Origin of the sequence: Mesorhizobium sp. M1D.F.Ca.ET.231.01.1.1 (assembly GCF_003999155.2) — a bacterium.
Lineage (GTDB): Bacteria > Pseudomonadota > Alphaproteobacteria > Rhizobiales > Rhizobiaceae > Mesorhizobium.
The window spans coordinates 668241-690648 of the sequence record NZ_RZOZ02000001.1 but is presented as its reverse complement, the minus strand read 5'-3'; the positions used below and the strand labels follow the sequence as shown (position 1 = coordinate 690648).

The following is a 22408-nucleotide window of genomic DNA, read 5'->3' as shown; positions in this document are numbered from 1 at the left end:
GATCCTGAAAGGTGAGAACCGGATTTCGGAAAAGATCATGCACCAACAAAAAGTTAGGTCAGGATTTCTTGCCGCCAAGATTGGGAAACATCTGCATGATACCCCCGATGCAGGCGAGATAGAGGCCAGTGACCGTGATACCGGCCTTGGTGAAGATGCTGACCTGCTCGCTCAGAACTCCGATCTTGTCGTAAAAGGCGGCAAGTGCCGCCTGCGCCAGCGCAAGCGCGCCGAAGGCGCACCACAAAAGCGTCATGCCGAGATTGATCGGCCTGAGCCGGACCACGCGCACGGGATGGATGAAGTTGATAGGTACGAAGGTAAGGACGCCGGCGACCACCACCACGGCGAACGAAACCCACTGCCCCGGCTCGATGACAAAGAGCGTGAACACCACCATGTTCCAGACGACCGGGAACCCCTTGAAGAAGTTCTCCTTCGTCTTCATGCCGGTGTCGGCATAATAGATCGCGCTCGACACCACGATGATGGCCGCCGACAGGAACGACAGCCGCTCGCCCATCAAACCGCGCTGGTAGAGCGCGAAGGCCGGGATGAGCACATAGGTCACATAGTCGATGATGTTGTCGAGCAATTCGCCAGACCATGTCGGCAGGATTTCCTTGACCTCCAGTTTTCGCGCGATCGGGCCGTCGATGCCGTCGACGAAAAGCGCCAGCCCCAGCCACCAGAACATCGCCGTCCAGCGCTCCTCGCTGGCCGCGACCAGGGACAGGAAGGCGAGGAACGAACCGGACGCGGTGAGCAGGTGCACCGAAAAGGCGCGCGCCTGCGGCCATGTCACTTTCTTCTTCGGCCGCGGAATTCGCTCGGCGATTTTCTTGGCCGCTTTCCGGGCCGCTGTGTTCTTGCTCACGGGCCCCGCCAATCCAGCTTGCAGATCTCGGCCGAGCGGCCGGCGAAATTCCAGTTGCGGCCGAAGGCGCGCATCTTGCTCTTGTCCGACTTCGCCACGATGATTTCCGGCGCGATCCAGTATTCGGAATTGGTGATCACCGTATCCTTCTCGCGGTCCTTGCCGGGTATCGGCGTCACCGCGCCGTCGATGATCTTCGGTATCTGGAAGACGCGCGTCCTGTCACGCGTCTCATAGCTTATCGGCACCTGCTCGACGCCGAGGAATTTGCCGACCAGGATCGACAGCAGCGACGTCGTGCCGCCGGCCTTGCCGGTGAAGATCTTGGTCAGCGCCTTCACCGCATAGACCGAAGCGCGCTTGTCGATGAACAGGCCGGCGGTCCAGTTGCCGCGGCTCATATAGCCAGGGATTTCCATGATCAGCCCGAGATTGAGACCGGAGAGGTCGACCTCGCCGAAATGGCCGGCGTCGATGCGGAATCCGGCCCAGGTCTGGCAATAACCCTCGGTCGGCGGGTGGCTGCCGAGCGACAGAACGCAGGGGCAGAAAACCGTGCAATTGCAGGAGAGCACCAGCTCTCCCTTCATCGCCCAGCTTTGATCCGTCATCGAATTCTCCCCTTACGCCGAAACTAATAGCAGGGCGCCGGCCCACACAAGCAGTATCGCACCGGCAACCCGGCTGGCCACCCTGCCGGCGGTCTGTTTTTCGATCAGGGTGAACAGGCCGATCAGCGCCATCCAGAAGACATTCATCGCGCCGACGGCGAACATCACCAGCATCAGCGCCCAGCAGCAGCCGAGGCACCAGACGCCCTGGTCCATCCCCAGGCGAAGGATGCGCCCCGGTTTCGCGCTCCAGTTGGCGAACAGGATCGAGAACGGGTTCCGGCATTTCTTCAGGCACGCCTGCTTCAAGCCGCTGAATTGATAGAGACCGGCCATCGTAAGCGCGGCTGCCCCGGCAAGCCCGACGACCGGATCGAGCACCTGCCCCGACGCAAAGCCATGAACCCCGAGCGTCAGCGCGGCGAACGCTACAGACGCACCCAGCCAGGTCGCGAGATATCCCGCCACCAAAACAAGAGGGTGGACAACGGGCTCGCCCTTGATCCGGGCGGTGTCCGCAATCTCGCAATAAGTGCGGATCATCGGCACCGCCGAAGGCAGCATCGCCGCCACCGCCATCAGGAACCACATCAGCACGAACGCCCACATCTGCGCGCCTGCCGAGCCCGCAAGCGGAGCCGGCGCAAGGCACAAGGCGAAAAGGCGATCGAAAAAATCCGGCAGCGGCAGTCGCGGCAGATCCTTCAGCAGCGCGTCGCCAGGGGTGCCGCCGGCGAGGCGGCTTTCGGCGCCGCGGATGGCCATGGCGGCAAGGATGAACCAGGCCAGCACGATGCCTGCGCCGATGATGAGCGTCACGGCAAGGCGCGGGCTCCGCGCGAGCCCCGCCGCGACGCGGCCGGCGCGGTCGAGATTGCTGAAATCGTGCTCCTGGCCGGTCATGGCAATCGAATGGGCCGAATCGCCGCGTTGATCAAGCCCGCCGATCTGCCCTATATCGCATAGAGGCCGATGGCCGCCCCATCAACGTGGAAGCCTGCGTGCAGCAGAACGACAAAGCCCGCATATTGGTTGCCGGCAGCGGTCCGGCCGGCCTGATCGCGGCGCTCGGCTTCGCCGAGGCGGGTTTTGCCGTGACGCTGGCAGGTCCTGAGGTCACGACTAGCGACGGCCGCACCACTGCCCTCATGAATCCTTCGCTGAAAGTCCTCGAGCGGCTCGGCGTGCTGGATGGGCTCAGGCCGCATTCGGCGCCGTTGAAGGTGATGCGCATTGTCGATGCGACGCGCCGGCTGATCCGCAGCCCGACCGTCACCTTCCGCGCCAGCGAGATCGGCGAGGAGCAGTTCGGCCTCAATCTGCCGAACAATATCCTGATCCGGGCGTTGGCCAAGGCCGTTGCCGCGCACGCCGGCATCGAGTGGCGAAAGTCGATGGTCGAGACGTGGCGGCTCGAGGCCGACCAGGCGCACGCCATACTGGCTGACGGCAGCGAGGCCTCCGCGTCGCTGGCTGTCGCCGCCGACGGACGCCTGTCGCTGGCGCGCGAAGCCGCCGGCATCAAGGCCTCCGCGCGGCCCTACCCTCAGTCGGCGCTCGTTCTCAATTTCAGCCATCGCAGCGAGCACGGCTTCATCTCGACCGAATTCCACACCGAGACCGGGCCGTTCACCCAGGTGCCGCTGCCGGGCAAGCGCTCCAGCCTGGTCTGGGTGGTAAAGCCGGAGACGGCAAAGGAACTCGCAGCACTCGACGATGCCACCTTATCCGTCAGGGTCGAGGAGCAGATGCAATCGATACTCGGCCGCGTTTCGGTCGAGCCCGGCCGCCAGGTCTATCCGCTGTCCGCCGCCTCGCCCGGCCGTTTCGCACAAAACCGTGTGGCGCTCGTCGGCGAAGCCGCCCATGTCTTCCCGCCGATCGGCGCGCAGGGCCTCAACCTTGGTATCAGGGACATCGACGATCTGATTGGAATCGCCAGCGAAAACCGCGACGACCCGGGCTCAAGGCTGTGCCTCGCAGCCTATGACACAAGGCGCCGTCCCGATATCCTGGCGCGCAGCAGTGCGGTGAACCTGCTCAACATGTCGCTGCTGTCCGACATGTTGCCGGCGCAACTGGCGCGCAGCGCCGGCCTCAACGTGCTGGGCAGCTTCGCGCCGCTGCGCGCCTTCTTCATGCGAGAAGGCCTGCGGCCCGGCAGCGGTTTTCGGGCGCTCGCCGGTGGCTTCAGGAAACAGGCCGCGCGCTAAGGCGACAAATGTGGACTTCGCGCTTTCCGGTCGCGAAACCATTGCATTCGCCGGTCCGTAGTTTGGCCATAAGGCGGCGTTGCGGCATTTGAATTGGGGCAACGTCTGCGCCAATGGTACCAAGTCGAAAGTCGGGGTCGATTTTTGGCTGCGTGACGTGTAAATTCAAGACCTTAGGCGCCGTGCGCGCAAGCCGCTGACGGCGCCTCGGGTCGAGTGCATGACCGCGAAAATCGGAATCGATTTTCAAAAAGGATCATGTGCAAAAGCAAAGCGCTACAGCGTCCTTTGCGCGTCAAAAAGGACGCGCGGCGCTGTAGATGGTGAGTGCGATGAAAACGGCCAAATTCGCGATCGGACAAGTGGTTCGCCACCGGCTGTTTCCCTTCCGTGGCGTGATCTTCGACGTCGATCCGCAATTCGCCAACACCGAGGAATGGTACGAAGCCATTCCCGCGGAAATGCGTCCGCGCAAGGACCAGCCTTTCTATCACCTCCTCGCCGAGAACTCCGAGACCGAGTACATCGCCTACGTGTCCGAGCAGAACCTGCTTGAGGACCGGTCGGGCGAGCCGGTGCGGCATCCGCAGATCGGCGAGATGTTCGACAAGCTGCCCGACGGGCGTTACGAGCCGAAGCGCCACTCGAAGCACTGAAAGGCTGAACAGCAGGCAACAAAAAAGCGGGGCGATTGCCCCGCTTCTTTCATGCTGGAGAAACCGCTCCGGCGATCAGTTGGCGGTCTTCGCCTTGTCCTGCTCTTCCTTGAGCTTCTTGGCGAAGTCCTGATTGTTCTTGGCGACGAAGTCCTGCAGCTTCTTCTGCCGGTCCTCGATGTCCGACTGCTGCAGCGGCGGGCCGTCATAGGCGCCGCTGAAGCCGGTCAGCGCAACCTTGATCGGGTTCGGCTGGTTCTGGAAATTGACCGAGGTGAGCGTGATCTGCTGGCCCTTCTTGAAGGACGCGACAAGCTGGTCGGTCAGCGGCACTTCGGCCACGCAGCGATCCGGGAAGCAGATAACATAGTCGAGCTTCTGCGCCTTGCCGGCATCGATCTGCAGGCCGATGCCCGGAGGAACGAGGCGACCGGTCGGCACCGTGACCTGGAACACCTTGCGGTTCACCTTGCCCTTCAGCTCGATCAGGCTGACGCCGGTGACGAGCTGGCCATTGCCGGCGGTGACGATGTTCTGCACGTTGCAGATGTCAACGTCTTCCTGCTTGGTGCAGGCCTTGAACCAACCCTGCGGAATCTGCGGCTGCTGCTGTGCCGAAGCGGTGAAAAGCCCGGCGCCCAGGACGCCGACCACGCCTGCGGCCAGCACCGAAAGGCGATACGCGTTGCTCGTCATATGGTGCACTTTCCTCTCAAATGATCCCGGGGACCGGCTTCTTGCTGCCGTGTGGTCCCGCTACCTGTTGCCCAAATGAGGCAACAGCATGACTTCGGAGCGCGTGTTACACTGCCAGCGACGCCGAATCCAGCCCGGTTTCCGGGATTTCTTCCGGGTTTCTCCTCGCTGAACGAAGCTCGATTTGCGATGCACCGGCTGAACCCGGTTTCCACCGGCGCGCGCCGATTCAATCGGGGGGCGAAATGCTCTAGGGTGCGTGTCGAATCACCAAGCTGCCCGGCAAGGAGACGGTCATGGACCGCGTTCTCGTTCGGCTGATCGCCGCGACCTCGTTTCTGGCCCTCTCGCTGCTTCCGGCTTTGTCGGAACCGAGGCACGGCATCGCCATGCAGGGCGAACCGGCGCTGCCTGCGGACTATCAGCATTTCGACTACGTCAATCCAGATGCGCCGAAGGGCGGCAACGTCACCTATTGCGTCGTCGGCAGTTTCGACAATCTCAATCCTTTCATCCTGAAGAGCTTGCGCACCACCGCGCGCGGCATGATCGACACGGTCTACGGCAACCTCGTCTTCGAGCCGCTGATGCAGCGCAATTACAACGAGCCGTTCAGCCTCTATGGCCTGCTCGCCGACAGCGCCGACATGGATCCGGAACGCAAGAGCATCGAGTTTCATCTCAATCCGAATGCCAAATGGTCGGATGGCCAGCCGGTGACGCCGGAGGACGTGCTGTTCACCTACGATGTCTTCACCGACAGGGGCCGCCCTCCCTACAGCGACCGCATGAGCATGATCGCCAAGCTGGAGAAGACCGGCGACCACAGCGTGAAATTCACCTTCAACGACAAGGCCAATCGCGAATTTCCGCTGATCATCGCGCTGACGCCGATCATCCCCGAGCACGCCTTCGACAAGGACACTTTCGACAAGACCACGTTGAAGCCGCTGATCGGCAGCGGCCCCTACACGGTAGACAAGGTGCAGCCCGGCCAGCGCATCGTCTTCAAGCGCAATCCCGATTACTGGGGCAAGGACATCCCCTCGAAGCGCGGCTTCGACAATTTCGACCGGATCACCATCGAGTATTTCCTCAACGCCAACGCCAAGACGGAAGCCTTCAAGAAAGGCATCTGCGCCCTCGACGACGAGACCGATCCGGTCAAGCGCGACCGCGATATCGACTTCCCGGCCTTCCGCAAGGGCGATGTGAAGCAGGAATATTTCGACACGGGCATTCCGCCCGTGGTGACGGGATTCCTGTTCAACACCAGGCTGCCGAAGTTTTCCAATCCGCTCGTGCGGCGCGCGCTCGGCATGCTCTACGACTTCGAGTGGGCGAACAAGAACCTGTTCGCCGGCAAGTTCAACCGCACCATGAGCTTCTGGCAGAACTCCGATCTCTCCGCGCTCGGCCATCCTGCCGACGATCGCGAGAAGGCGCTGCTTGCCCCCTACCCCGGCCGCGTGCCGCTCGAGGTGATGGACGGCACCTGGCGGCCGCCGGTCACCGACGGGTCCGGCCAGGACCGCAAGGTGTTGCGAGCAGCCTTCGAGCTCCTGAAAGGCGCCGGCTATCGCGTGGAGGACGGCAGAATGCTCGATCCTCAAGGCAATCCCTTCGGCTTCGAAATCCTGACTTCGTCGCAGGACGAGGAGCGGCTTGCAGCCCTTTATCAGCGCACGCTGGAGAAGATCGGCATCGACGTCACCATCCGCGGCCTCGACGGAGATCAGATCCAGTCGCGCAAGCAGCGGTTCGACTTCGAGGTCCTCATCGGCACGAGCGGCTTCAACAATTCGCTGTCGCCCGGCAGCGAGCAGGTCGGGCGTTGGGGATCTGTCGCGGCCAAGCAGGAGGGTTCATTCAACCTGGCGGGCGTGGCCGATCCCGCGATCGACGCGGCGATCAACGCGATGCTGAATGCCCGCGCCAAGGAAGACTATGTCGCCGCAGTGCGCGTTCTCGATCGGCTGCTCATCTCCGGCAACTACATCGTGCCGATGCAATACAATACGCAGCAGTGGCTCGCTTACTGGAGCTATCTGGAACATCCGCAAAAGACCCCCATATTTGGCTATCAGCTGCCGACATGGTGGCGAAAGCCCAACTGACGAAACCCCACCCTGACACGGATCAACCAGGAGACGAGCATGAGTGCCGAGAACTCCATCACTGTCGATGTGGTGTCCGATGTGGTCTGCCCCTGGTGCTTCATCGGCCAGAAGCGGCTGGACACGGCGATCGCAGCTGCCGGCGATATCGACGTGCATGTGCGCTGGCGGCCGTTTCAGCTCGATCCGACCATTCCGCAAGGCGGCATGGATCGCCGCGAATACATGCTGGGCAAATTCGGCAGCGAGGAGCGCATCCGCCAGATCCATGCGCGCATCGAACCGCTCGGCGAAGCGGAAGGCATCCATTTCGCCTTCGGTGCCATCAAGGTCGCGCCCAACACGCTGGACGCGCACCGCGTCATCCGCTGGGCGGGCGCCGCCGGCGAGGACGTGCAGAACCGGCTGGTGCGACGGCTCTTCCAGCTGAATTTCGAGGAAGGCGCCAATCTCGGCGACCATGCCGTGTTGGTCGAGGCGGCCGGCGAGGCCGGCATGGACGCTTCGGTGGTCGAGACGCTGCTGCCGACCGACGCCGATGTCGAGGCCGTGCGCAACGAGATCGCCACCGCCTCGCGCATGGGCATCACCGGCGTGCCCTGCTTCCTGCTCGAAGGCAAATACGCCGTGATGGGCGCGCAGGACGCGGACACGCTTGCCGACGCCATCCGCCAGGTCGCCCAGGCCAAGGCGCGCGGTGAGCTCGAAATCGCGGGTTAAGACTATTTCACCGTCACCTTCGCCTTGCTGACGAAGAAGCCGTGGCCGCTGCTACTCGTGCAGGTCAATCCTTTCTTCGACGACAGGCAAGTGAATGACCCCTTGCTCCAGCTGTTGCCGTAGCCGAGCTTGGTCACATCGCCGCAGCAGCCCTGCTCGCCGGGGTTCTTGATAAGCGTCGCCGGCCCTTTCGGCCCCAGGATCACCGTCACGTAGCTCGGCTCGACACGGGAACAGGAAAGCTCCGGTCCGCCGTCCTGCGGCTGGTAGGTGCTGGTGCCGTCCTGCGGCTGGTAGGTGCTGGTGCCGCCCTTCGGCGTGTAGATGCAGCCGATATTGCCGGATGGCATGTTGAATTCGATCTGGCCTTCGGCGTGTAGATGCAGCCGATATTGCCGGATGGCATGTTGAATTCGATCTGGCCTTCCGCGTCGGCTGGAATGGTCTGGTTGCCGGCATGTGCCTGCGGCAGCCAGGAGAACACCGCGAGCATCGCGGCCGAAAATATCCGTATAGACATCGTTGATCCCCCTCGATGCGAAGCCGCGCAGATTCGACCTCTGGGGGACAAAATTGTCAACGCCGGCCCATCGCCCTGGTCGGGAATGTCCGCTTAAGCGGCACCGCGGCAATCGACAAACACGATTCGCCACCAAAGCTATTTCCGGAAATTTCGCAGCGCTGGAAGAGGTGATTCAGGGTGCCCGAACGAGACTGGGAGCGGCCGCTTTTGGGTCCGTGCATTCCCATCCGGTCGCTAAAACGGCGGACCGGCATGTCATTTCCGTTCACAAACCCGTGTTTTTACTTTCCCCAAGGGAAAGCCGCACCGGACTGCGGGTCCCTGCCCCAACCAGCTGAAATAAAAATAGAATCCGCGCCACGAGCACCCGACCGGCGAGGCGGTTCTGTTGCCCTCGCGCCACGCCGGGTAACCGTGTTCACATTCGAGGGCAGAAAATTAATGGAAAATGATCAATTGGTGTTACCATGTGTAACAAAACAAGAAAGGTTTGGGCGGGATCGTGATTCGGGTCGGCAGACCGCGACGTACAGTACCGGAGCAAACATTCGGCGAGGCAGCAAAGTCCTCGCCCCTGACGCCGGTATCGTCGATGCGTACTTTCTGGGGGCTGATGCGGGCCTACTGGTTCTCCGACCGCTGGAAGGAAGCCTGGACCCTCACCCTCGTCATCGCGCTGCTGACAGCGCTCTCCAGCAAGGCCGGCGTGTGGTTTGCCATGGCATCGGGCGAACTGGTCAATTCGATCGCCTTCTTCCACGATGCCGCCAACACCAATCCGTTGCAGTCGCTCCTGACTGATGCCGGCATATTGGTGCTGCTGGTCGTGCTCAAGGACGCCGGCTTCACCGGCGTGCGCAACCTCGTTTCGACGACGTTGCACCGCAAATGGCGCGGCTGGCTGAACAGCCAGTTCAACCGGGCGCTGCTCGACGGCAACCATACCCATTTCCATGCCCAGCATGGCTCGGTGGCCGGCGGCATCGTCGCCCCTGACAACATCGACCAGCGCATCCAGGAATCGATCAAGGACATGACCGGCGGCGCGATCGGTCTCGCCATGGGCGTTCTGGGTGTGGCGACCTCGCTCTATTTCGTCGGCGAAAACCTCATCGGAGCCTCGGTGGAGGTCAAAGGGCTGGAGTTTCTTGGCAGCTATGGCAGCGCAGTACTGGCCTTCCTGGCGGTCGCCACCTATGTGCCGCTCAATACCTGGATCGCGGTCAAACTCGGCGGGCTGCTTGAACGTCTGAACATACGCATGCAGCAGGCCGAGGGCAGCTATCGCGGCGAATTGACCACCTTCCTGCGCCGCAGCTTCCACGTCGCCGCTTCGCATGGCGAGGATGTGCAGAAGTCGATGCACGACAAGCTTTATGTCGACATCGACAAGACCTGGGGAAGGCTGAACGTCGTCAACACAAGCTACACTTCATTCGAGCTGATCTATAACTTCATCGGCGCCCGTATCGTCGCCTATGGACCCGGTCTCGTGCCGTTCATCCACAACGGCTTCGACCTCAAAGGTTACATCACCGGCTCCGAAATGGTCGCCCAGCTGATCAGCCAGTGTTCGTGGTTTATCCATGTCATGCCGGCGATCGCGACGCTCCGGGCCAACAGCCAGCGCGTGACCGAGCTCGCCAACGCCATCGAGAACGTCCAGCAGCCGCAGGAATTCTATCGCCAGACCGGTCGCTCGGACTTCAGCTACGCCGCGCAAAATCCTGTCTTCGGCCTGACCATCCAGAAGCTCGAGCTGGCGCATCAGGGCGAGGACGCGACGCCCTTCCTCAGCGCCGCCAACCTGCGCTTCCGTCGCGGCGAATGGACATTTCTCAAAGGCGAGTCCGGCTGCGGCAAGACCTCGCTGATCAAGGCGATCAACGGCCTGTGGCCCTATGGCCGCGGCACAATCGTCTTCCCGGAAGGAGTGACGAGCTTCTACGCCGCCCAGGAGGTCAAGCTGCAGCAGGTGTCGCTGAAGCAATTGGTCTGCCTGCCGGGCTCGGAGAACGATCACGCCGACATGCAGGTGGCGGCGGCGCTCCACAAAGCCGGCCTCGGCGAATTCATCGGGCATCTGACCGATGAGAGCCGCGAGGGCAAGATTTGGGATCAGGTCCTGTCCGGCGGCCAGAAGCAGAAGCTGGTGGTCGCCCGCATCATCCTGCAGCAGCCCGGACTATTGTTCCTCGACGAGGCGACCGGCGCGCTCGATCCCGACGGCAAGATCGCCTTCCACGAAGCGATCAAGGCCAGTTGTCCCGACGTGACGGTAATCAGCGTGATGCACGAGGCCGTGCCGCCGCGGTCGCTCTCCGGCGAAGAATTCTACCACAGCGTCGTGGCGATCGCCGACGGCGTCGCGATCAAGAAGCCGCTGGCCCCCGCCCTGCCGCGCGAGCTTACCACCATCCTGGCCCAGCCGCCGCGGCCGGCCGAGGATAAGTGGCTGCGCTTCCGGCGGCTGAAGCAGAAATAGCAGTCATACCAAGCCTTTGATCGGCCGCCACGATGTCGCGATGGCGGCCCTCGATCACAGTCTCGCGAGCCGGCGTCTCTTCGCTCATTTTCCGCACTCTCCGCGATTGACTCGGCAAAACGCGCTCCTATGTTGCGCCCGCTCGCAGAATTCAGTCTCGAAACCGCGAGCAGAAAGGTCAACCCGCCATGCCTGGCGACAGTCACAGTCGAACGCAACCGCCGTCCGCCTTGACGTGACCTGACGGCTCACGTCCTGCCGGATGGCAAGGAGTGAGCCATGAACGAATTCGCACCCGTATTGGACGACGAAGCGGTCGCCGTCGCCCGTGTTCTTGCCAACGATCACGTCGCCGACGTCGTCGAAGCCCTCAACCACGAACCCCGTGAGACGGCGATCGAGCTGCTCTGCGCGGTGCCGTTCGAGCGGCTGGTCGAGATCTTCGACCAGCCGGAGCTCGAAAGCGCCCCGGAGCTCGCCGAAGCCCTGCCGCGCGCCAAGGCGAGCAAGCTTTTGACCGCCATGTCGGTCGACCGCGCCGCCGACATCCTGCGCGAGCTGGATGAGCCTGCGCGCTCGGAACTGCTTGGCGCGCTCGCTCCGCCGCTGCGCGCAACGCTGCTTTCCATTCTCGGCTATCCTGAAGAGAGCGCCGCCTCGATCATGACGACGGAGTTCGTCAGCGTGCCTTCGGACTGGAGCGTCGGCCGCACGCTCGACTACATCCGCAAGGTCGAGCGCACCCGCGAGACCGTCTATGCGATCTACATCACCGATCCGGAGACGCAGCTTCTGCTGCGGGCGACGGGCCTGCGCAGGCTGATTACCGGCGAGCCGGAGGACTCGATCCTGTCGGTGGCGCCGGACCGCGTGCCGGTGACGGTCACGCCGCTGACCGATCGCGAAACGCTGGCGCAGACGATCTCCAAATACGACCTGCTCGCCGTGCCGGTTGTGGATCACGGCAAGATCCTCGGCATCGTGACCATCGACGACATCATCGACACGATGGTCGAGGAAACGACCGAAGACGTGCATCGTTTCGGCGGCATGGAAGCGCTGGACGAGCCCTATATGAAGATGGGCTTCCTCGCCATGATCCAGAAGCGGGCCGGCTGGCTCTGCGCATTGTTCCTCAGCGAGATGCTGACGGCGAACGCCATGCAGAGCTATGAAGGCGAGTTGGAGAAGGCGATCGTGCTCACCCTCTTCATCCCGCTGATCATGAGCTCGGGCGGCAATTCCGGCTCGCAGGCGACCTCGCTGGTGATCCGCGCGCTGGCGCTGCGCGAGATCGGCCTTCGCGACTGGTGGCGTGTCGCCTTGCGCGAGCTGCCGACAGGTTTGGTGCTCGGCTCGATCCTCGGCATGGTCGGCATCTGCCGCATCGCGCTCTGGCAGTATTTCGGCTTCTACGACTATGGCCCGCACTGGGTGCTGATCGCGGCGACCGTGGGAGCGGCGCTGATCGGTATCGTCACCTTCGGCTCGCTGTCGGGTTCGATGCTGCCTTTCGCGCTGAAGCGCATCGGCTTCGACCCGGCCAGCGCCTCGGCGCCGTTCGTCGCCACGCTGGTCGACGTCACCGGGCTGGTCATCTACTTCTCGGTGGCGCTGGTGATCATGCGCGGCACCTTGCTTTAAAACCCTGTCCTCACCGTCGCCGGCCTTTGCCGGCGGCGGTTCCGCTCCCGCAACGCCGTGTTCAGACGCGCTCGCCGTTCTTCACGCGGTAGGTCGGCTTGTACATGGTGACGAGTTCCTCGGCCGCGGTCGGATGGACGGCCATGGTGCGGTCGAAATCGTCCTTGGTGAGCCCCGCCTTCAGCGGAATGCCGAGAAGCTGCGCCATCTCGCCGGCGTCGGGACCGAGAACATGGGCGCCGAGCACCTTTCTCGTAGCGCTGTCGACCACCAGCTTCATCAGCATCTTTTCGTCGCGGCCCGACAGCGTGTGCCGCATCGGACGGAAGGAAGCGCGATAGACCTCGATATCCGCGAAGCGCTTGACCGCTTCATCCTCTGACAGGCCGACCGTGCCGATTTCCGGCTGCGAGAACACGGCCGTCGGGATGGTGTCGTGGTCAGGTGATGTCGGATTGCCCTTGAAGGCGGTCTCGATGAAGCACATCGCTTCGTGAATCGCCACCGGCGTCAGCTGCACCCGATGGGTGACGTCGCCGATCGCCCAGATGTTGTCGATATTGGTGCGGGAATATTCATCGACGACGATCGCGCCCGTCTTGCCGAGTTCCACACCGACGCCCTCGAGCCCCATGTTCTCAGTATTCGGGATGCGGCCGATCGCCAGCATGACCTGGTCGACCGTCAGCGCCTGGCCGCTGGAAAGCAGCACATCCAGCCTGCCTTCCGGGTTCTTGCGCACCCATTCGGACACCGCGTGGCAGAGGATCCTGATCCCCTTCTTCTCCATCGTCTCGTGCAGCGAGCGCCGAAGGTCCATGTCGAAGCGGCTGAGGATCTCCTGGCCACGGTAGACAAGCGTGGTCTCCACGCCGAGCCCGTGAAAGATGTTGGCGAATTCGACAGCGATGTAGCCGCCGCCCTCGATCATGATCGCCTTCGGCAGCTCCTTGAGATCGAAGGCCTCATTGGAGAAGATGCAATATTCGTGGCCGGAAAGTGCCGGATGAGGGGCCGGCCTGCCGCCCGTGGCGATCAGGATCTGGTCCGCGGTGACGGTGCGGTCCTCGGCGACCAGATAGACGGCATGCTGGTCCACGAGCACCGCGCGCGAATGGAAAGTCTCGCCGCCCGCGCCATCCACATTCCTCTTGTAGATCGCCTCCAGCCTGGTGATCTCCTTGTCCTTGTTGGCAACCAGTGTCGGCCAGTCGAAGCTCGCCTCGGGCACCGTCCAGCCATAGCCGGCCGCGTCCGCAAAATGCTCGGGGAACTGCGAGGCATAGACATAGAGCTTCTTCGGCACGCAGCCGCGGATGACGCAGGTGCCGCCGTAGCGATATTCCTCGGCGATGGCGACGCGCTTGCCGAGCGAGGCAGCAACGCGGGCCGCCCTCACCCCGCCGGAGCCGCCGCCGATGACGAAAAGGTCATAATCGTAACCGGCCATCGGATGGACTCCTGCAAGATGAGAGGGACGCGTCAGAGGTAGGCTGCCAGGGGTCAAAAGAAAAGCCCGGGGAAACCCGGGCTTTGTGGTCCAGCGGCGCTGCGCCGCGCAGACTGGCGATCAATTCTGCGAATTATCCGCCGGTGCCGAGCCATCGGCCGGAGCGGAACCGTCGGCGGGCGCTGTGGCATCCTGCGCGGGCTTGGCCGGAGCAGCGGCCTTGGCGGCGGCGGCGAGAGTCTCGCCGACCTGCTGGGCGAGATCGCGGGCGACGCCGTTCTGCCAGATGTCGGCCGCCTTCACGAGGTCGCGCGTGACCGCCGGGCCGCTGTCGAGCAGCTTCTTGCCGGCATCGGAGTTGTAGAAGGTGGCGATATCGTTGAGGTCCTTCTCGGAGAACACCTTGGCATAGGCCAGCGCCGCCTCCTTCTCGAGATCGGCGCGCCGCGACGCGAGGCCGAGCGCCTTCTCGGTGACGGTCTTGCCGATCAGCTCCTGCATGTCGGGGTTCTTCTGGATCAGCTGGTTCTCGAGCGCGGCCGCGGCCTGCGGCAGGATGTTGTCGAACGGGTCCGTGGCATGAATAGCCGCGACTGCGGCCCGCGCGGCCTTGAGATGCGATTCGCTAATATCCTGCGAAAACGCCGGCGAGGACAGCGCAAGGACGGCTGAGGCCGCCAGAAGCGTCGAAAGGCGGCGAATCCGTTTATGCAACATCATGGTCGATAGAACTCCCTGGTTTTCGGGCGGCATGGACGGTTTGGATGCCGTCGCCGCCGGCGATGATGGCCGTTGACGCCAGCCCGATGAATAGACCGTGCTCGACAACGCCGGGAATGGCGAAGAGAGCATTCGAAAGCGCTCTTGTATCCGGAATGCGGCCAAAAGATGCATCGAGGATAAAGTGGCCGCCGTCTGTAACAAATGGCTGGCCCCCCGTCATCCTCAATGTCACCGGGCCGGCCAGGCCAAGGCTTGCCGCAGCCGCCCCGACCGCGATCTCGGTGGCGCGCAGGCCGAACCTGTTGACCTCGATCGGCAGCGGGAAACGGCCGAGGGTCTCGACCATCTTGGACCGGTCGGCAATGACGATCATGCGCTGGGAAGCCGCGGCGACGATCTTTTCGCGCAGGAGTGCGCCGCCGCCGCCCTTGATCAACGTCAGCGCCGGGTCGATCTCGTCGGCGCCGTCGATGGTGAGATCGAGCTCGGGCGTTTCTTCAAGCGTCGACAGCGGCACGCCAAGCTCGCGGCAGAGTGCCGCGGTGCGCTCGGATGTGGGCACGCCGATGACGGCAAGCCCGGTCGCGACTTTCTCGGCCAGCAGCCGGACGAACTCGTCGGCGGTGGTGCCCGTGCCGATGCCGAGCCGCATGCCGCTGCTGACATGGCCGAGCGCCGCACGCGCGGCCTCGACCTTCAACTGTCTTGCATCCATGCCGATGTTGTCCCGATTTCGCTGGTTTCGCGCGCCTCCTAGCATTTTTGCCTGCCCCGTCAAAGGCTCTGCCTGTGGACCGATAGAGGCTGCTTGCTTGACCGCCGCGCAGCTTGTATCGGCTGCGGCACTTCAATCGCTGCAGGACTGCCATGACTCGACCGATCATCGTGTTCGACCTCGACGGGACGCTCATCGACACCGCGCCGGACCTGCTCGACAGCCTCAATCACAGCCTAGCGGCCGGCGAACTTGCCGCGGTCGACGAAGCCGGCTTCAGGCGCTTCGTCGGCCATGGCGGCCGCGTCATGATCGAACGCGCGCATGCGGCGCAGAACAAGGCGCTGATGGCGGAAGAGCATGACCGGCTGCTGAAACTCTTCCTCGACCATTACACGATCAACATTCCGGGCAAGTCGAGCCCCTATCCCGGCGTCGTCGCGGCGCTCGACCGCTTCCAGGCCGCCGGCTACCTGATGGCGGTCTGCACCAACAAATACGAAGCGAATTCCGTGGCGCTGATCGGCGCGCTCGGCCTGGACAAATACTTCGCGGCGATCTGCGGCCAGGACACCTTCGCCTTCCGCAAGCCCGACCCACGCCATCTGACCGAGACGATCAGGCTGGCCGGCGGCGACCCGCACAGCGCCGTGATGGTCGGCGATTCGCAAACCGACATCGACACGGCGAAGGCCGCCGGCATCCCCGTGGTTGCCGTCGATTTCGGCTATACCGACCGCCATGTGCGCGAGTTCGAGCCGACGCTGGTGATCTCTCATTTCGATGCGCTGACGCCGGAACTGGCAGAGCGATTGATCGCGGCGGCGCGCTGAACTGCGGGCCGGATCGAGCCCGCGGGAAATCACAAACAAACCGCGGCAGATCGTCGGCACATCGCCTTGACTTAGCGCACCCGCCTCCCTTATATCGCGGCTCGCTTCGGCCTTCGGGCCACAGGCGGGCGATTAGCTCAGCGGGAGAGCACACCCTTCACACGGGTGGGGTCGCAGGTTCAATCCCTGCATCGCCCACCATCCAACCTTCTGAAGTTGGATGTTCTGGCCGCGACGAAATCCCTTGAAGATCTTTGCCAACAGGCGGGTGGCACCAGACGCGGTGCTCAGATCAGCCCTCTGCGCACGCTCAAATGCGTCACCGCAGTCACCAGGATGGCGCCGGTCATGAAATAGAGCGTGGCCAGGATGTTGCCGTGATGGAAATGAATCCCTGCGAACAGCAGGGCCATGACCACGGCAAGAAATGCGATGACGCGCGAGAATTCGTCGGGCATGGAGCGACCTTGTGCAATGTGTTGAATGGCCGCCCTCATTCAGCCCCTCGCTCCATAGAGCGGTTTTCGATTTTTCGCAATCGGCCCTGAAGCACGCGCCAAACAACGCGGTTTTTGGTGCGCAGCGAGGCCCGGCATTTCTAAACCAGATCCACCTCGACCCACAGCCCACCCGGCCCACGGGCAGGATCGCGCGGCGCGCTGCGCACCGCCAGGATCGAGCCCGATGGCGAAGCGAAGGCTGGCTTCCCATTCGCTTTCGCCAGCCAGGGATCGTCAGCGCGGATGACGCGACCGCTGGTCTTCGCCATGAGCGCGCTCAGGATCGGATCGTAAGGCATGGCGCCCCAATGAACGTTTTGAGCGTCGATCCTGCTGGTGGGAATGAAGGCCGAAAGATCGGTGCTGGTCATCAGCTCCAAGCCCTGTTTTTGCGGTGTGGCGTTCTGGCTGCCGTGATGGGCAACCTTCAGGTACACCGTGCGCGCCATCAAGTCCGCTGCCGTGACGGTCTTTTCAGCCACCTGGAATTTCAGATCCTTCCAGCTCAGCCAATTGCCGATCTGGGCGTCGCCGGGGAACAGGATGACGTGGCCGGTGTCAATGAATTCAAAGGCGAGCACCAGGCTGGTGTTGTTGACGCCACGATCGAGCTGCAGCGCGAGGTCGGCAGCAATTCCCATCCAGTCGGCGTCGATGCGGCGCCAGGACTGGTCGAGGCCCTCCGTGGGCGTGGCGTTGGCAACAGGCCCGGCGTAATGATCGCGGACAAAGGCGCCGATGTCGAACGCCCCGTCGTCTCCCTTGTAGCCGTTCAACGCCGCCGAAAGCTCGGTGCCGATATTGCGCTCGAATGGGCTGAGCTCGTCCACATAGGTTCCATCAGGGCTCTCGTTCACCGCAAGCCCGGCGGCGAGCGCGCGCGCGCTTGGCCCTCCTGAGGAGAGCGGATACATTTCGCCGGCCTTTTCCTCGAGCCGAAGCGCCGCCTTGTCGCGCGGCGGACCGAGCACGTAGATTTTGAGATTGGGCAAATCGGGAACCTGGGGCAGCGGTCCGCCCGGTTCGAAGTAGCAGGGCTGCCTGGTTGAAAGCCTGGCCGCCGCATCGCGCGCGGCGCGCACTCTTTCGCCGGCCGCGCCGAACTGGAAACTGAGGACGGACTGCAGACCGTAACGAACGGTTGCCACATGGGGAGTGAGCGCGCGCTCCGCGTCCAGCTTCCGGCTTGCGCTCTGCAATGCGGTCAGCGCGCTGGCCTTGAACTTGTCGATCTCGGCGGCTTCCGGATCGGCGCCGTTTTCGGTCCATGCCATCCAGACTTCCTTGATCCTGAAGCCTTTGAACAGATCGTTGGAGGTCAGGAAGCCCGATACGTGGTCCCAATGCTCGTGGGTGACGACGAGAACGTCGATCTCGCCCTTCGTCTCGGTTCTGATATCGGCGACAATGTCAGCGATCAGCTTCGAGCCGCCCTTGATGGACACATGGATACCGCAATCGATGAGGATGCGGAAAAGTGAACCGTCCGGCTTTGGCAGGGTCAGCAGATGGCAATCGCCGATGCCCTGGCAATAATGCCGCACAGTCATGGCGCGACCCGCCGCGGAGTTGGCGGCTGTCCCCGACGTTGTGCGACGCGCCGGCTTCCTAGGCATGGTCGTCGTCCCCCTCGCTGGCATGCAGCATGGCGAAAGGTTCTGAAACGCCCTTGCCGAAATAGAGCGCCCGCAGCGGCGACAAGTAGTTCGCGGTCGCTGTTTCGGCTTGGCGCTTTTGCCTTTCTCGGCTGCCGCTGTTCTTGATGATCGAATAACGGATCTCTTCCTGATCCTGGCGGGGATCGATGATGATCGTCGCGCCGCCGCGGAACCAGACAAAGTTTTCGCCAGGCTTCACGCCATCCAGCTTCGGCGTCCCGTCAAGACCAATCGGAACACGCTGCTGTATGACAGCGATGACCTCGGTGCGGAACGAGCCGTCCTGCTCGATCCGGCGGGTCGGCCGCACGCTGGGGATGTCGAAAGTCGTCTCGCCCTTGGCCACCCTGTGCTGCACGCCGCCGTTCTTGTTGTAGCGTGGCAGATCGGGCAGCAGCCCGAACTGTTTGTAATCGTCGGGATTTGCCGCAAAGGCGCGGTGCATCTCCCGCCACAGCGCGCGGCGGTTCTTTTCGTTGAGGGTAAAGATATCCGAGCGCTTGAGTTTCTGGTTCCAGCCAAGGTCTATCTTGGATATGGCGGCGCGCAGCCAGCTCGGCTTGGCTTCCTCCGGCGCGTTCCAGGCAAGCGTCTCTTCCGACACCGTGCGCACATCGCGCGGCAGAAGCTTGCGCTTGCGGAAGGATTCCATGAACGCCAGGCGATAGTGGAGCGGATCGTCGGGAAAGGCGTCGATATCGGCCGTGATCAGGGCCCGCAGATATTCGCCGAAGGTGATGTCGACGGCTGGGCAATAGTCGAGAGCGCGAATACACATTCTCAGCATCTGCTCGGCAATCTTGGCAACCTCGTCCGTGAGGCGTTCGACCAGGCTGGGATGCAGGCTGCCCGCCGGCAGCACGCCTGTTCCGCCGGTAGCCAGCTTTATCAGGTCGCTCGTGCGGCGGTCGACGATCGCCAGAAACGCCTGATAGACGGCAAAGACGAGGATCGAGCCCCGATCGTGCGGCTCGAAGGTCTTGGCATAGTCGAAGGGGTCTTTGACGTAATCGCGCAGCGGGCCAGAGCGGCCGCTGCCTTCACCGAACTGCGCCGCGATGCCGGACAGCAGCGTCTCGGCTGAAATCTTGCCCCCTCCTCTGGCGATCCCGAAACTGACCAGTTCCCTGAGGGTGAAGTGCTGAAACAGGGCGACGATGTCGGCGAAGGCCTCATGAAACGCCGGCACGTCCGGGTTGGAGGCTTCCTCGAAATGCCGGTGCAGCCCGTCGAGCAGCGCATGCGACATCTCATGGGCGATGATATCGCTCGACAGGCATGAGAAGACGGTCGTGCCCGGCGTGGTGACATCGCCGTCCTTGCTCTCGGCCGGGAAATAGCCGAACAGCAAAGCCTTCTTGTCTGGACTGTAGTAGGCGTTGCCGGCGCGCAGCGCATGAGGATAGATACGCAGCCGTGGCACCTCGAGCGCCTTCACCTCCATCCCGCGACTGCGGCCGTCGCCGCCGGCATAGTGCGGGGCCCAAAGCGCGCGACGCCCCAAGGCGCGCTCGAAATGGCCAATGGTGGTCATCGCGACGGCGTAGACCATCTGTTGGTGGAATTTCGGATTGCCTTCCGAAGGTGGCAATCCGTCCTGGGCGAGCAAGGTCTTGTCATTGAGATCGACAGGGTCATAGACCCGGTTGGACGCGGGATCGATGTCGACGACTTCCAGATACTCGCCTATTGGGCCGGGCAGCAACGCACGACCGCTTGAGGGATCATCGTCCCAAGGCACCGAAATGGTCGCCTGAAACACGGATACCGAATCGAGCTGCTTGGCGATGGAGGGATCCAGCGCGTAGATGCGCAACTGCCGGTTTGGCGGCGGCAGCGGATGCGGCGGCTTGCGCTTGATGGGCACCGCCGCCGCCTTTGGCGGCGTGGCCGCGGCTGCAGCTTTGGCACCAAGCCTCGCCAGGACGCCCTCGAGAAAGGTTCTGAGCGGCTTCGACGGATTGCCCTCGTCCAGCGCGGCTTCCAGATAGCGATTGCGCGCTGCAGCCGAGATCGCCTTCGGATCTGCGTCCGGGTCGGCGATCGCCAGGTCGACCGATGGATAGAGCTGCGCCATCTGGGTCAGTTCGAGCGCCAGCATCTTGCGTTGCTGAGGCGCCACCGGCGCCAGCGAATTGCTTCCTGTGATGAAATCGAGCCAGTCCCACGAATATTTTGCCGGCGGCAATTTCGTGAGCTTGTTCTCCGGTCGCGGCATGACGGCGAGCGCCGCATCCGCCCTTAGCACGCCCTGGCCGATCTTTTCGGCCGTCTCGGCCTTGCCCATCGCCGCGGTCGACTTCAGCGCCGCTGAAAACAGTGCGAAGCGCACGGCTTCGATGCGCATCCATGGCTGCGAATAGGTCTTCACGACGTCCCAGTGCTCGGCCAGCCAAAGCGCAGCGGCTGCCGCGATTTGCGGCGTTGCAGCCGACGTGCCGTTGCCATCCATGTCGACAACCTTGGCGCAGTCGATCTCCGCCCAGGGCACGTTCGGCGTGTAGGCGCCGAGCGCCGTTTTCATCTTCGACGGCGGCCCGTAATTGCCCTGCATGGTGCCGAGGTCGAGGCCGGAATAGGCGCGGCCGTCGCCCATCACGCCGCATGCGGCCAGCACGCGGTTATACCGAGCGGGATAGACGATGCTGCGCGGCGTGACGGTAACGTTGTTGCCGGCTGCGGTCACCATGACCAGGCCGTGGTCATAAGCGAGATTGACGGCATCCACCAGCGCTTGCGAGGTGAGGCCGCCCATGCTCATCGACAGCACCTGTGCACCCTGTTGGCGCGCATAGTCGATGCCTTGCACCATGGTACCAGTGGTCAGGCGCACCACCCAGTTGGCGATGCGCACCGGCAGGATCTTTGCCAGCGGAGATCCGCCGACGAAATCGGTGAAGCCCGGCCAATTCGGCGACGTGCCGTCGAGCTTGTTGCCGGCAAGCAGGCTGAGCGTGCCGGTGCCGTGGCCGCGGTTGCTGGTGAGCGTACCCGCGGGCGCATGATCGGTCGCATTGTTCGGCCCGGTGCCGTCGTCGACGAAATTACGCTGCTTCGTCGCGAGAAGTCCGACCGGCAAGGTGCAGTGGCCAGGATCGAAGCCGGTATCGAGATGAGCGATGGTGATGTTGGTCTGCTTGGCGCCTACTCTGGCGCGGGCGGCCGCGAATTGGCTGAAATTCGGCCCGGCGTTCCAGGCGACGCCGTCCCCGACAACCGCCTGGCCGCCGCGAGAGTCCTGATCGTCGAAGGTGCAGGCAGGGCTGGCGCTCGCCGCCATGCCACGGTCGCCGCTGCCGTTCTTGTAGGCCCATGGCTGATCGATATCGGGCTCAACCGCCAGCACTTCAGCGCCAGCCGCTGCGAGACCTCCGCCGCGGGACACGAATTTATGAGCATCGTCCCAGGGATTGTCCGAGCTTGTCGCCGTGGTGGAAACACGTAGCCAGGTCGCTCCACGCCCCTCCGCAGCGCCGAGGTTTGCTCCGTAGTCAGGCGGCAGAGTCAGGATCGGTTCGGCCTGGATGCCCCCGATGCCCAGCGACCGGCCTTGCGCCGCAAGCCCGGCGCCATCGCCGCGAACCTTGACCAGGAGCCCCTTTGCCGCCATCGCACCCCCTCCCCGCAAATGGAATCATGGCGTCGGCTGTCAATTCCAGTCAAGCCAAGTTTTCAAACCATGATTCGATCGATCTATTTGCCAACTAGGCAATCATGTCGGTTGTGTTTCGGCATCATCTTCTTGTTGCCTGAAACATACATTCGCCAAATGACAATCGCGCCGGCCGACAAGCGCTTCTGTGATCGCCTTCACATACGCCGGGCGCACTTCACGCACAGATATCGCACCGGGTGGCACTGGCTTCTGCTTCAAATGCACGGGCTCGTATGGCTTCCGGACCTGGAAATGGGTCGGTCCTCGGCAGGGAATTTCGATCACCTAGCCATTTTCAGATTTGCTGTTCGCGCGCGTCGGTCACCTCCCGC

The 22408-nt window shown here is 63.1% G+C and carries 18 protein-coding genes and 1 tRNA gene; 8 read left to right on the top strand and 11 right to left on the bottom strand.

From position 1 onward, the window contains the following. Window positions 1–58: 58 nt before the first annotated feature. From pcsA to EN874_RS03415, 3 genes are read right to left on the bottom strand one after another with little or no spacing between them, the layout of a single operon-like run. Complete coding sequence (pcsA, locus tag EN874_RS03425) at window positions 59–877, bottom strand: phosphatidylcholine synthase (RefSeq protein WP_127424056.1); 819 nt, start codon at window positions 875–877, stop codon at window positions 59–61. Then, a complete protein-coding gene (locus tag EN874_RS03420) occupies window positions 874–1488 on the bottom strand; it encodes a DUF1326 domain-containing protein (RefSeq protein ID WP_126089249.1) in 615 nt (204 codons plus the stop codon). The genes pcsA and EN874_RS03420 overlap by 4 nt, the downstream gene beginning before the upstream one ends. A gap of 12 nt (window positions 1489–1500) precedes the next feature. After that, complete coding sequence (locus EN874_RS03415) at window positions 1501–2391, bottom strand: DUF2182 domain-containing protein (RefSeq protein WP_127424055.1); 891 nt, start codon at window positions 2389–2391, stop codon at window positions 1501–1503. A gap of 98 nt (window positions 2392–2489) precedes the next feature. Between EN874_RS03415 and EN874_RS03410 the strand changes: the two genes are divergently transcribed. Both EN874_RS03410 and hspQ read left to right on the top strand, forming a co-directional pair. Continuing rightward, window positions 2490–3701 (top strand): UbiH/UbiF family hydroxylase, encoded by a 1212-nt coding sequence (locus EN874_RS03410; RefSeq protein WP_127424054.1) that lies wholly within the window; start codon window positions 2490–2492, stop codon window positions 3699–3701. A 332-nt stretch (window positions 3702–4033) separates the two neighbouring features. Beyond that, the gene (hspQ, locus tag EN874_RS03405; protein WP_168247349.1) at window positions 4034–4357 is read left to right on the top strand and encodes a heat shock protein HspQ; all 324 of its coding nucleotides are present in this window, start codon (window positions 4034–4036) and stop codon (window positions 4355–4357) included. Between the two features lie 75 nt (window positions 4358–4432). Here hspQ and EN874_RS03400 read toward each other — a convergent pair whose 3' ends face one another. Continuing rightward, on the bottom strand, window positions 4433–5062 hold the full coding sequence (locus tag EN874_RS03400; RefSeq protein ID WP_124997412.1) for an invasion associated locus B family protein: 630 nt from the start codon (window positions 5060–5062) through the stop codon (window positions 4433–4435). A 287-nt stretch (window positions 5063–5349) separates the two neighbouring features. Between EN874_RS03400 and EN874_RS03395 the strand changes: the two genes are divergently transcribed. Both EN874_RS03395 and EN874_RS03390 read left to right on the top strand, forming a co-directional pair. Further along, window positions 5350–7170: an extracellular solute-binding protein gene (locus EN874_RS03395; RefSeq protein WP_127424053.1), complete on the top strand. Its 1821-nt coding sequence runs from the start codon at window positions 5350–5352 to the stop codon at window positions 7168–7170. A 39-nt stretch (window positions 7171–7209) separates the two neighbouring features. Beyond that, window positions 7210–7890: a DsbA family protein gene (locus tag EN874_RS03390; RefSeq protein ID WP_127424052.1), complete on the top strand. Its 681-nt coding sequence runs from the start codon at window positions 7210–7212 to the stop codon at window positions 7888–7890. Window positions 7891–7892: 2 nt separating this feature from the next. Here EN874_RS03390 and EN874_RS03385 read toward each other — a convergent pair whose 3' ends face one another. Continuing rightward, a complete protein-coding gene (locus EN874_RS03385; protein WP_245513428.1) occupies window positions 7893–8240 on the bottom strand; it encodes a hypothetical protein in 348 nt (115 codons plus the stop codon). Between the two features lie 765 nt (window positions 8241–9005). Here EN874_RS03385 and EN874_RS03380 point away from each other — a divergent pair. Further along, on the top strand, window positions 9006–10898 hold the full coding sequence (locus EN874_RS03380) for an ABC transporter ATP-binding protein/permease (RefSeq protein WP_168247348.1): 1893 nt from the start codon (window positions 9006–9008) through the stop codon (window positions 10896–10898). 279 nt (window positions 10899–11177) lie between these two features. After that, the gene (gene mgtE / locus EN874_RS03375) at window positions 11178–12542 is read left to right on the top strand and encodes a magnesium transporter (RefSeq protein ID WP_127424050.1); all 1365 of its coding nucleotides are present in this window, start codon (window positions 11178–11180) and stop codon (window positions 12540–12542) included. A gap of 61 nt (window positions 12543–12603) precedes the next feature. Here the strand turns inward: mgtE and gor are convergent, their stop codons facing one another. The 3 genes from gor to rpiA all read right to left on the bottom strand — a co-directional run bounded on the left by gor (window position 12604) and on the right by rpiA (window position 15430). After that, window positions 12604–13992 (bottom strand): glutathione-disulfide reductase, encoded by a 1389-nt coding sequence (gene gor, locus EN874_RS03370; protein WP_127424049.1) that lies wholly within the window; start codon window positions 13990–13992, stop codon window positions 12604–12606. A 120-nt stretch (window positions 13993–14112) separates the two neighbouring features. Further along, complete coding sequence (locus EN874_RS03365; protein WP_127424048.1) at window positions 14113–14712, bottom strand: DUF2059 domain-containing protein; 600 nt, start codon at window positions 14710–14712, stop codon at window positions 14113–14115. Continuing rightward, window positions 14699–15430, bottom strand: coding sequence for a ribose-5-phosphate isomerase RpiA (gene rpiA / locus EN874_RS03360; protein WP_127424047.1), 732 nt, complete (start codon window positions 15428–15430; stop codon window positions 14699–14701). Before rpiA ends, EN874_RS03365 begins: the two co-directional genes overlap by 14 nt. A gap of 152 nt (window positions 15431–15582) precedes the next feature. On the opposite strand from rpiA, the gene EN874_RS03355 reads away from it, so the two are divergent. Further along, window positions 15583–16263, top strand: a complete 681-nt coding sequence (locus EN874_RS03355) for a phosphoglycolate phosphatase (RefSeq protein ID WP_126089240.1) — start codon at window positions 15583–15585, stop codon at window positions 16261–16263. Between the two features lie 126 nt (window positions 16264–16389). After that, window positions 16390–16464, top strand: a tRNA-Val gene (locus EN874_RS03350). An 86-nt stretch (window positions 16465–16550) separates the two neighbouring features. On the opposite strand, the gene EN874_RS33570 is transcribed toward EN874_RS03350, so the two are convergent. The 3 genes from EN874_RS33570 to EN874_RS03340 form a co-directional block, all read right to left on the bottom strand. Next, window positions 16551–16721, bottom strand: a complete 171-nt coding sequence (locus tag EN874_RS33570; RefSeq protein ID WP_168247347.1) for a hypothetical protein — start codon at window positions 16719–16721, stop codon at window positions 16551–16553. Between the two features lie 140 nt (window positions 16722–16861). Further along, window positions 16862–18313 carry an MBL fold metallo-hydrolase gene (locus tag EN874_RS03345; RefSeq protein ID WP_127424046.1) on the bottom strand — a complete coding sequence of 484 codons (1452 nt, stop codon included), beginning with the start codon at window positions 18311–18313 and terminating at the stop codon, window positions 16862–16864. 58 nt (window positions 18314–18371) lie between these two features. Then, window positions 18372–22031 carry a S8 family serine peptidase gene (locus EN874_RS03340; RefSeq protein WP_127424045.1) on the bottom strand — a complete coding sequence of 1220 codons (3660 nt, stop codon included), beginning with the start codon at window positions 22029–22031 and terminating at the stop codon, window positions 18372–18374. Between the last annotated feature and the right edge of the window lie 377 nt (window positions 22032–22408).

Excerpts from the sequence above, each read along its gene's own strand:
- EN874_RS03390 (WP_127424052.1), top strand. The coding sequence starts at position 7,210 with ATGAGTGCCGAGAACTCCATCACTGTCGATGTGGTGTCCGATGTGGTC.
- EN874_RS03340 (WP_127424045.1), bottom strand. The coding sequence starts at position 22,031 with ATGGCGGCAAAGGGGCTCCTGGTCAAGGTTCGCGGCGATGGCGCCGGG.
- rpiA (WP_127424047.1), bottom strand. The coding sequence starts at position 15,430 with ATGGATGCAAGACAGTTGAAGGTCGAGGCCGCGCGTGCGGCGCTCGGC.
- EN874_RS03395 (WP_127424053.1), top strand. The coding sequence starts at position 5,350 with ATGGACCGCGTTCTCGTTCGGCTGATCGCCGCGACCTCGTTTCTGGCC.
- EN874_RS03355 (WP_126089240.1), top strand. The coding sequence starts at position 15,583 with ATGACTCGACCGATCATCGTGTTCGACCTCGACGGGACGCTCATCGAC.
- mgtE (WP_127424050.1), top strand. The coding sequence starts at position 11,178 with ATGAACGAATTCGCACCCGTATTGGACGACGAAGCGGTCGCCGTCGCC.
- hspQ (WP_168247349.1), top strand. The coding sequence starts at position 4,034 with ATGAAAACGGCCAAATTCGCGATCGGACAAGTGGTTCGCCACCGGCTG.
- EN874_RS03420 (WP_126089249.1), bottom strand. The coding sequence starts at position 1,488 with ATGACGGATCAAAGCTGGGCGATGAAGGGAGAGCTGGTGCTCTCCTGC.
- gor (WP_127424049.1), bottom strand. The coding sequence starts at position 13,992 with ATGGCCGGTTACGATTATGACCTTTTCGTCATCGGCGGCGGCTCCGGC.
- EN874_RS03415 (WP_127424055.1), bottom strand. The coding sequence starts at position 2,391 with ATGACCGGCCAGGAGCACGATTTCAGCAATCTCGACCGCGCCGGCCGC.
- EN874_RS33570 (WP_168247347.1), bottom strand. The coding sequence starts at position 16,721 with ATGCCCGACGAATTCTCGCGCGTCATCGCATTTCTTGCCGTGGTCATG.
- EN874_RS03380 (WP_168247348.1), top strand. The coding sequence starts at position 9,006 with ATGCGTACTTTCTGGGGGCTGATGCGGGCCTACTGGTTCTCCGACCGC.
- EN874_RS03345 (WP_127424046.1), bottom strand. The coding sequence starts at position 18,313 with ATGACTGTGCGGCATTATTGCCAGGGCATCGGCGATTGCCATCTGCTG.
- EN874_RS03365 (WP_127424048.1), bottom strand. The coding sequence starts at position 14,712 with ATGATGTTGCATAAACGGATTCGCCGCCTTTCGACGCTTCTGGCGGCC.
- EN874_RS03385 (WP_245513428.1), bottom strand. The coding sequence starts at position 8,240 with ATGCCATCCGGCAATATCGGCTGCATCTACACGCCGAAGGGCGGCACC.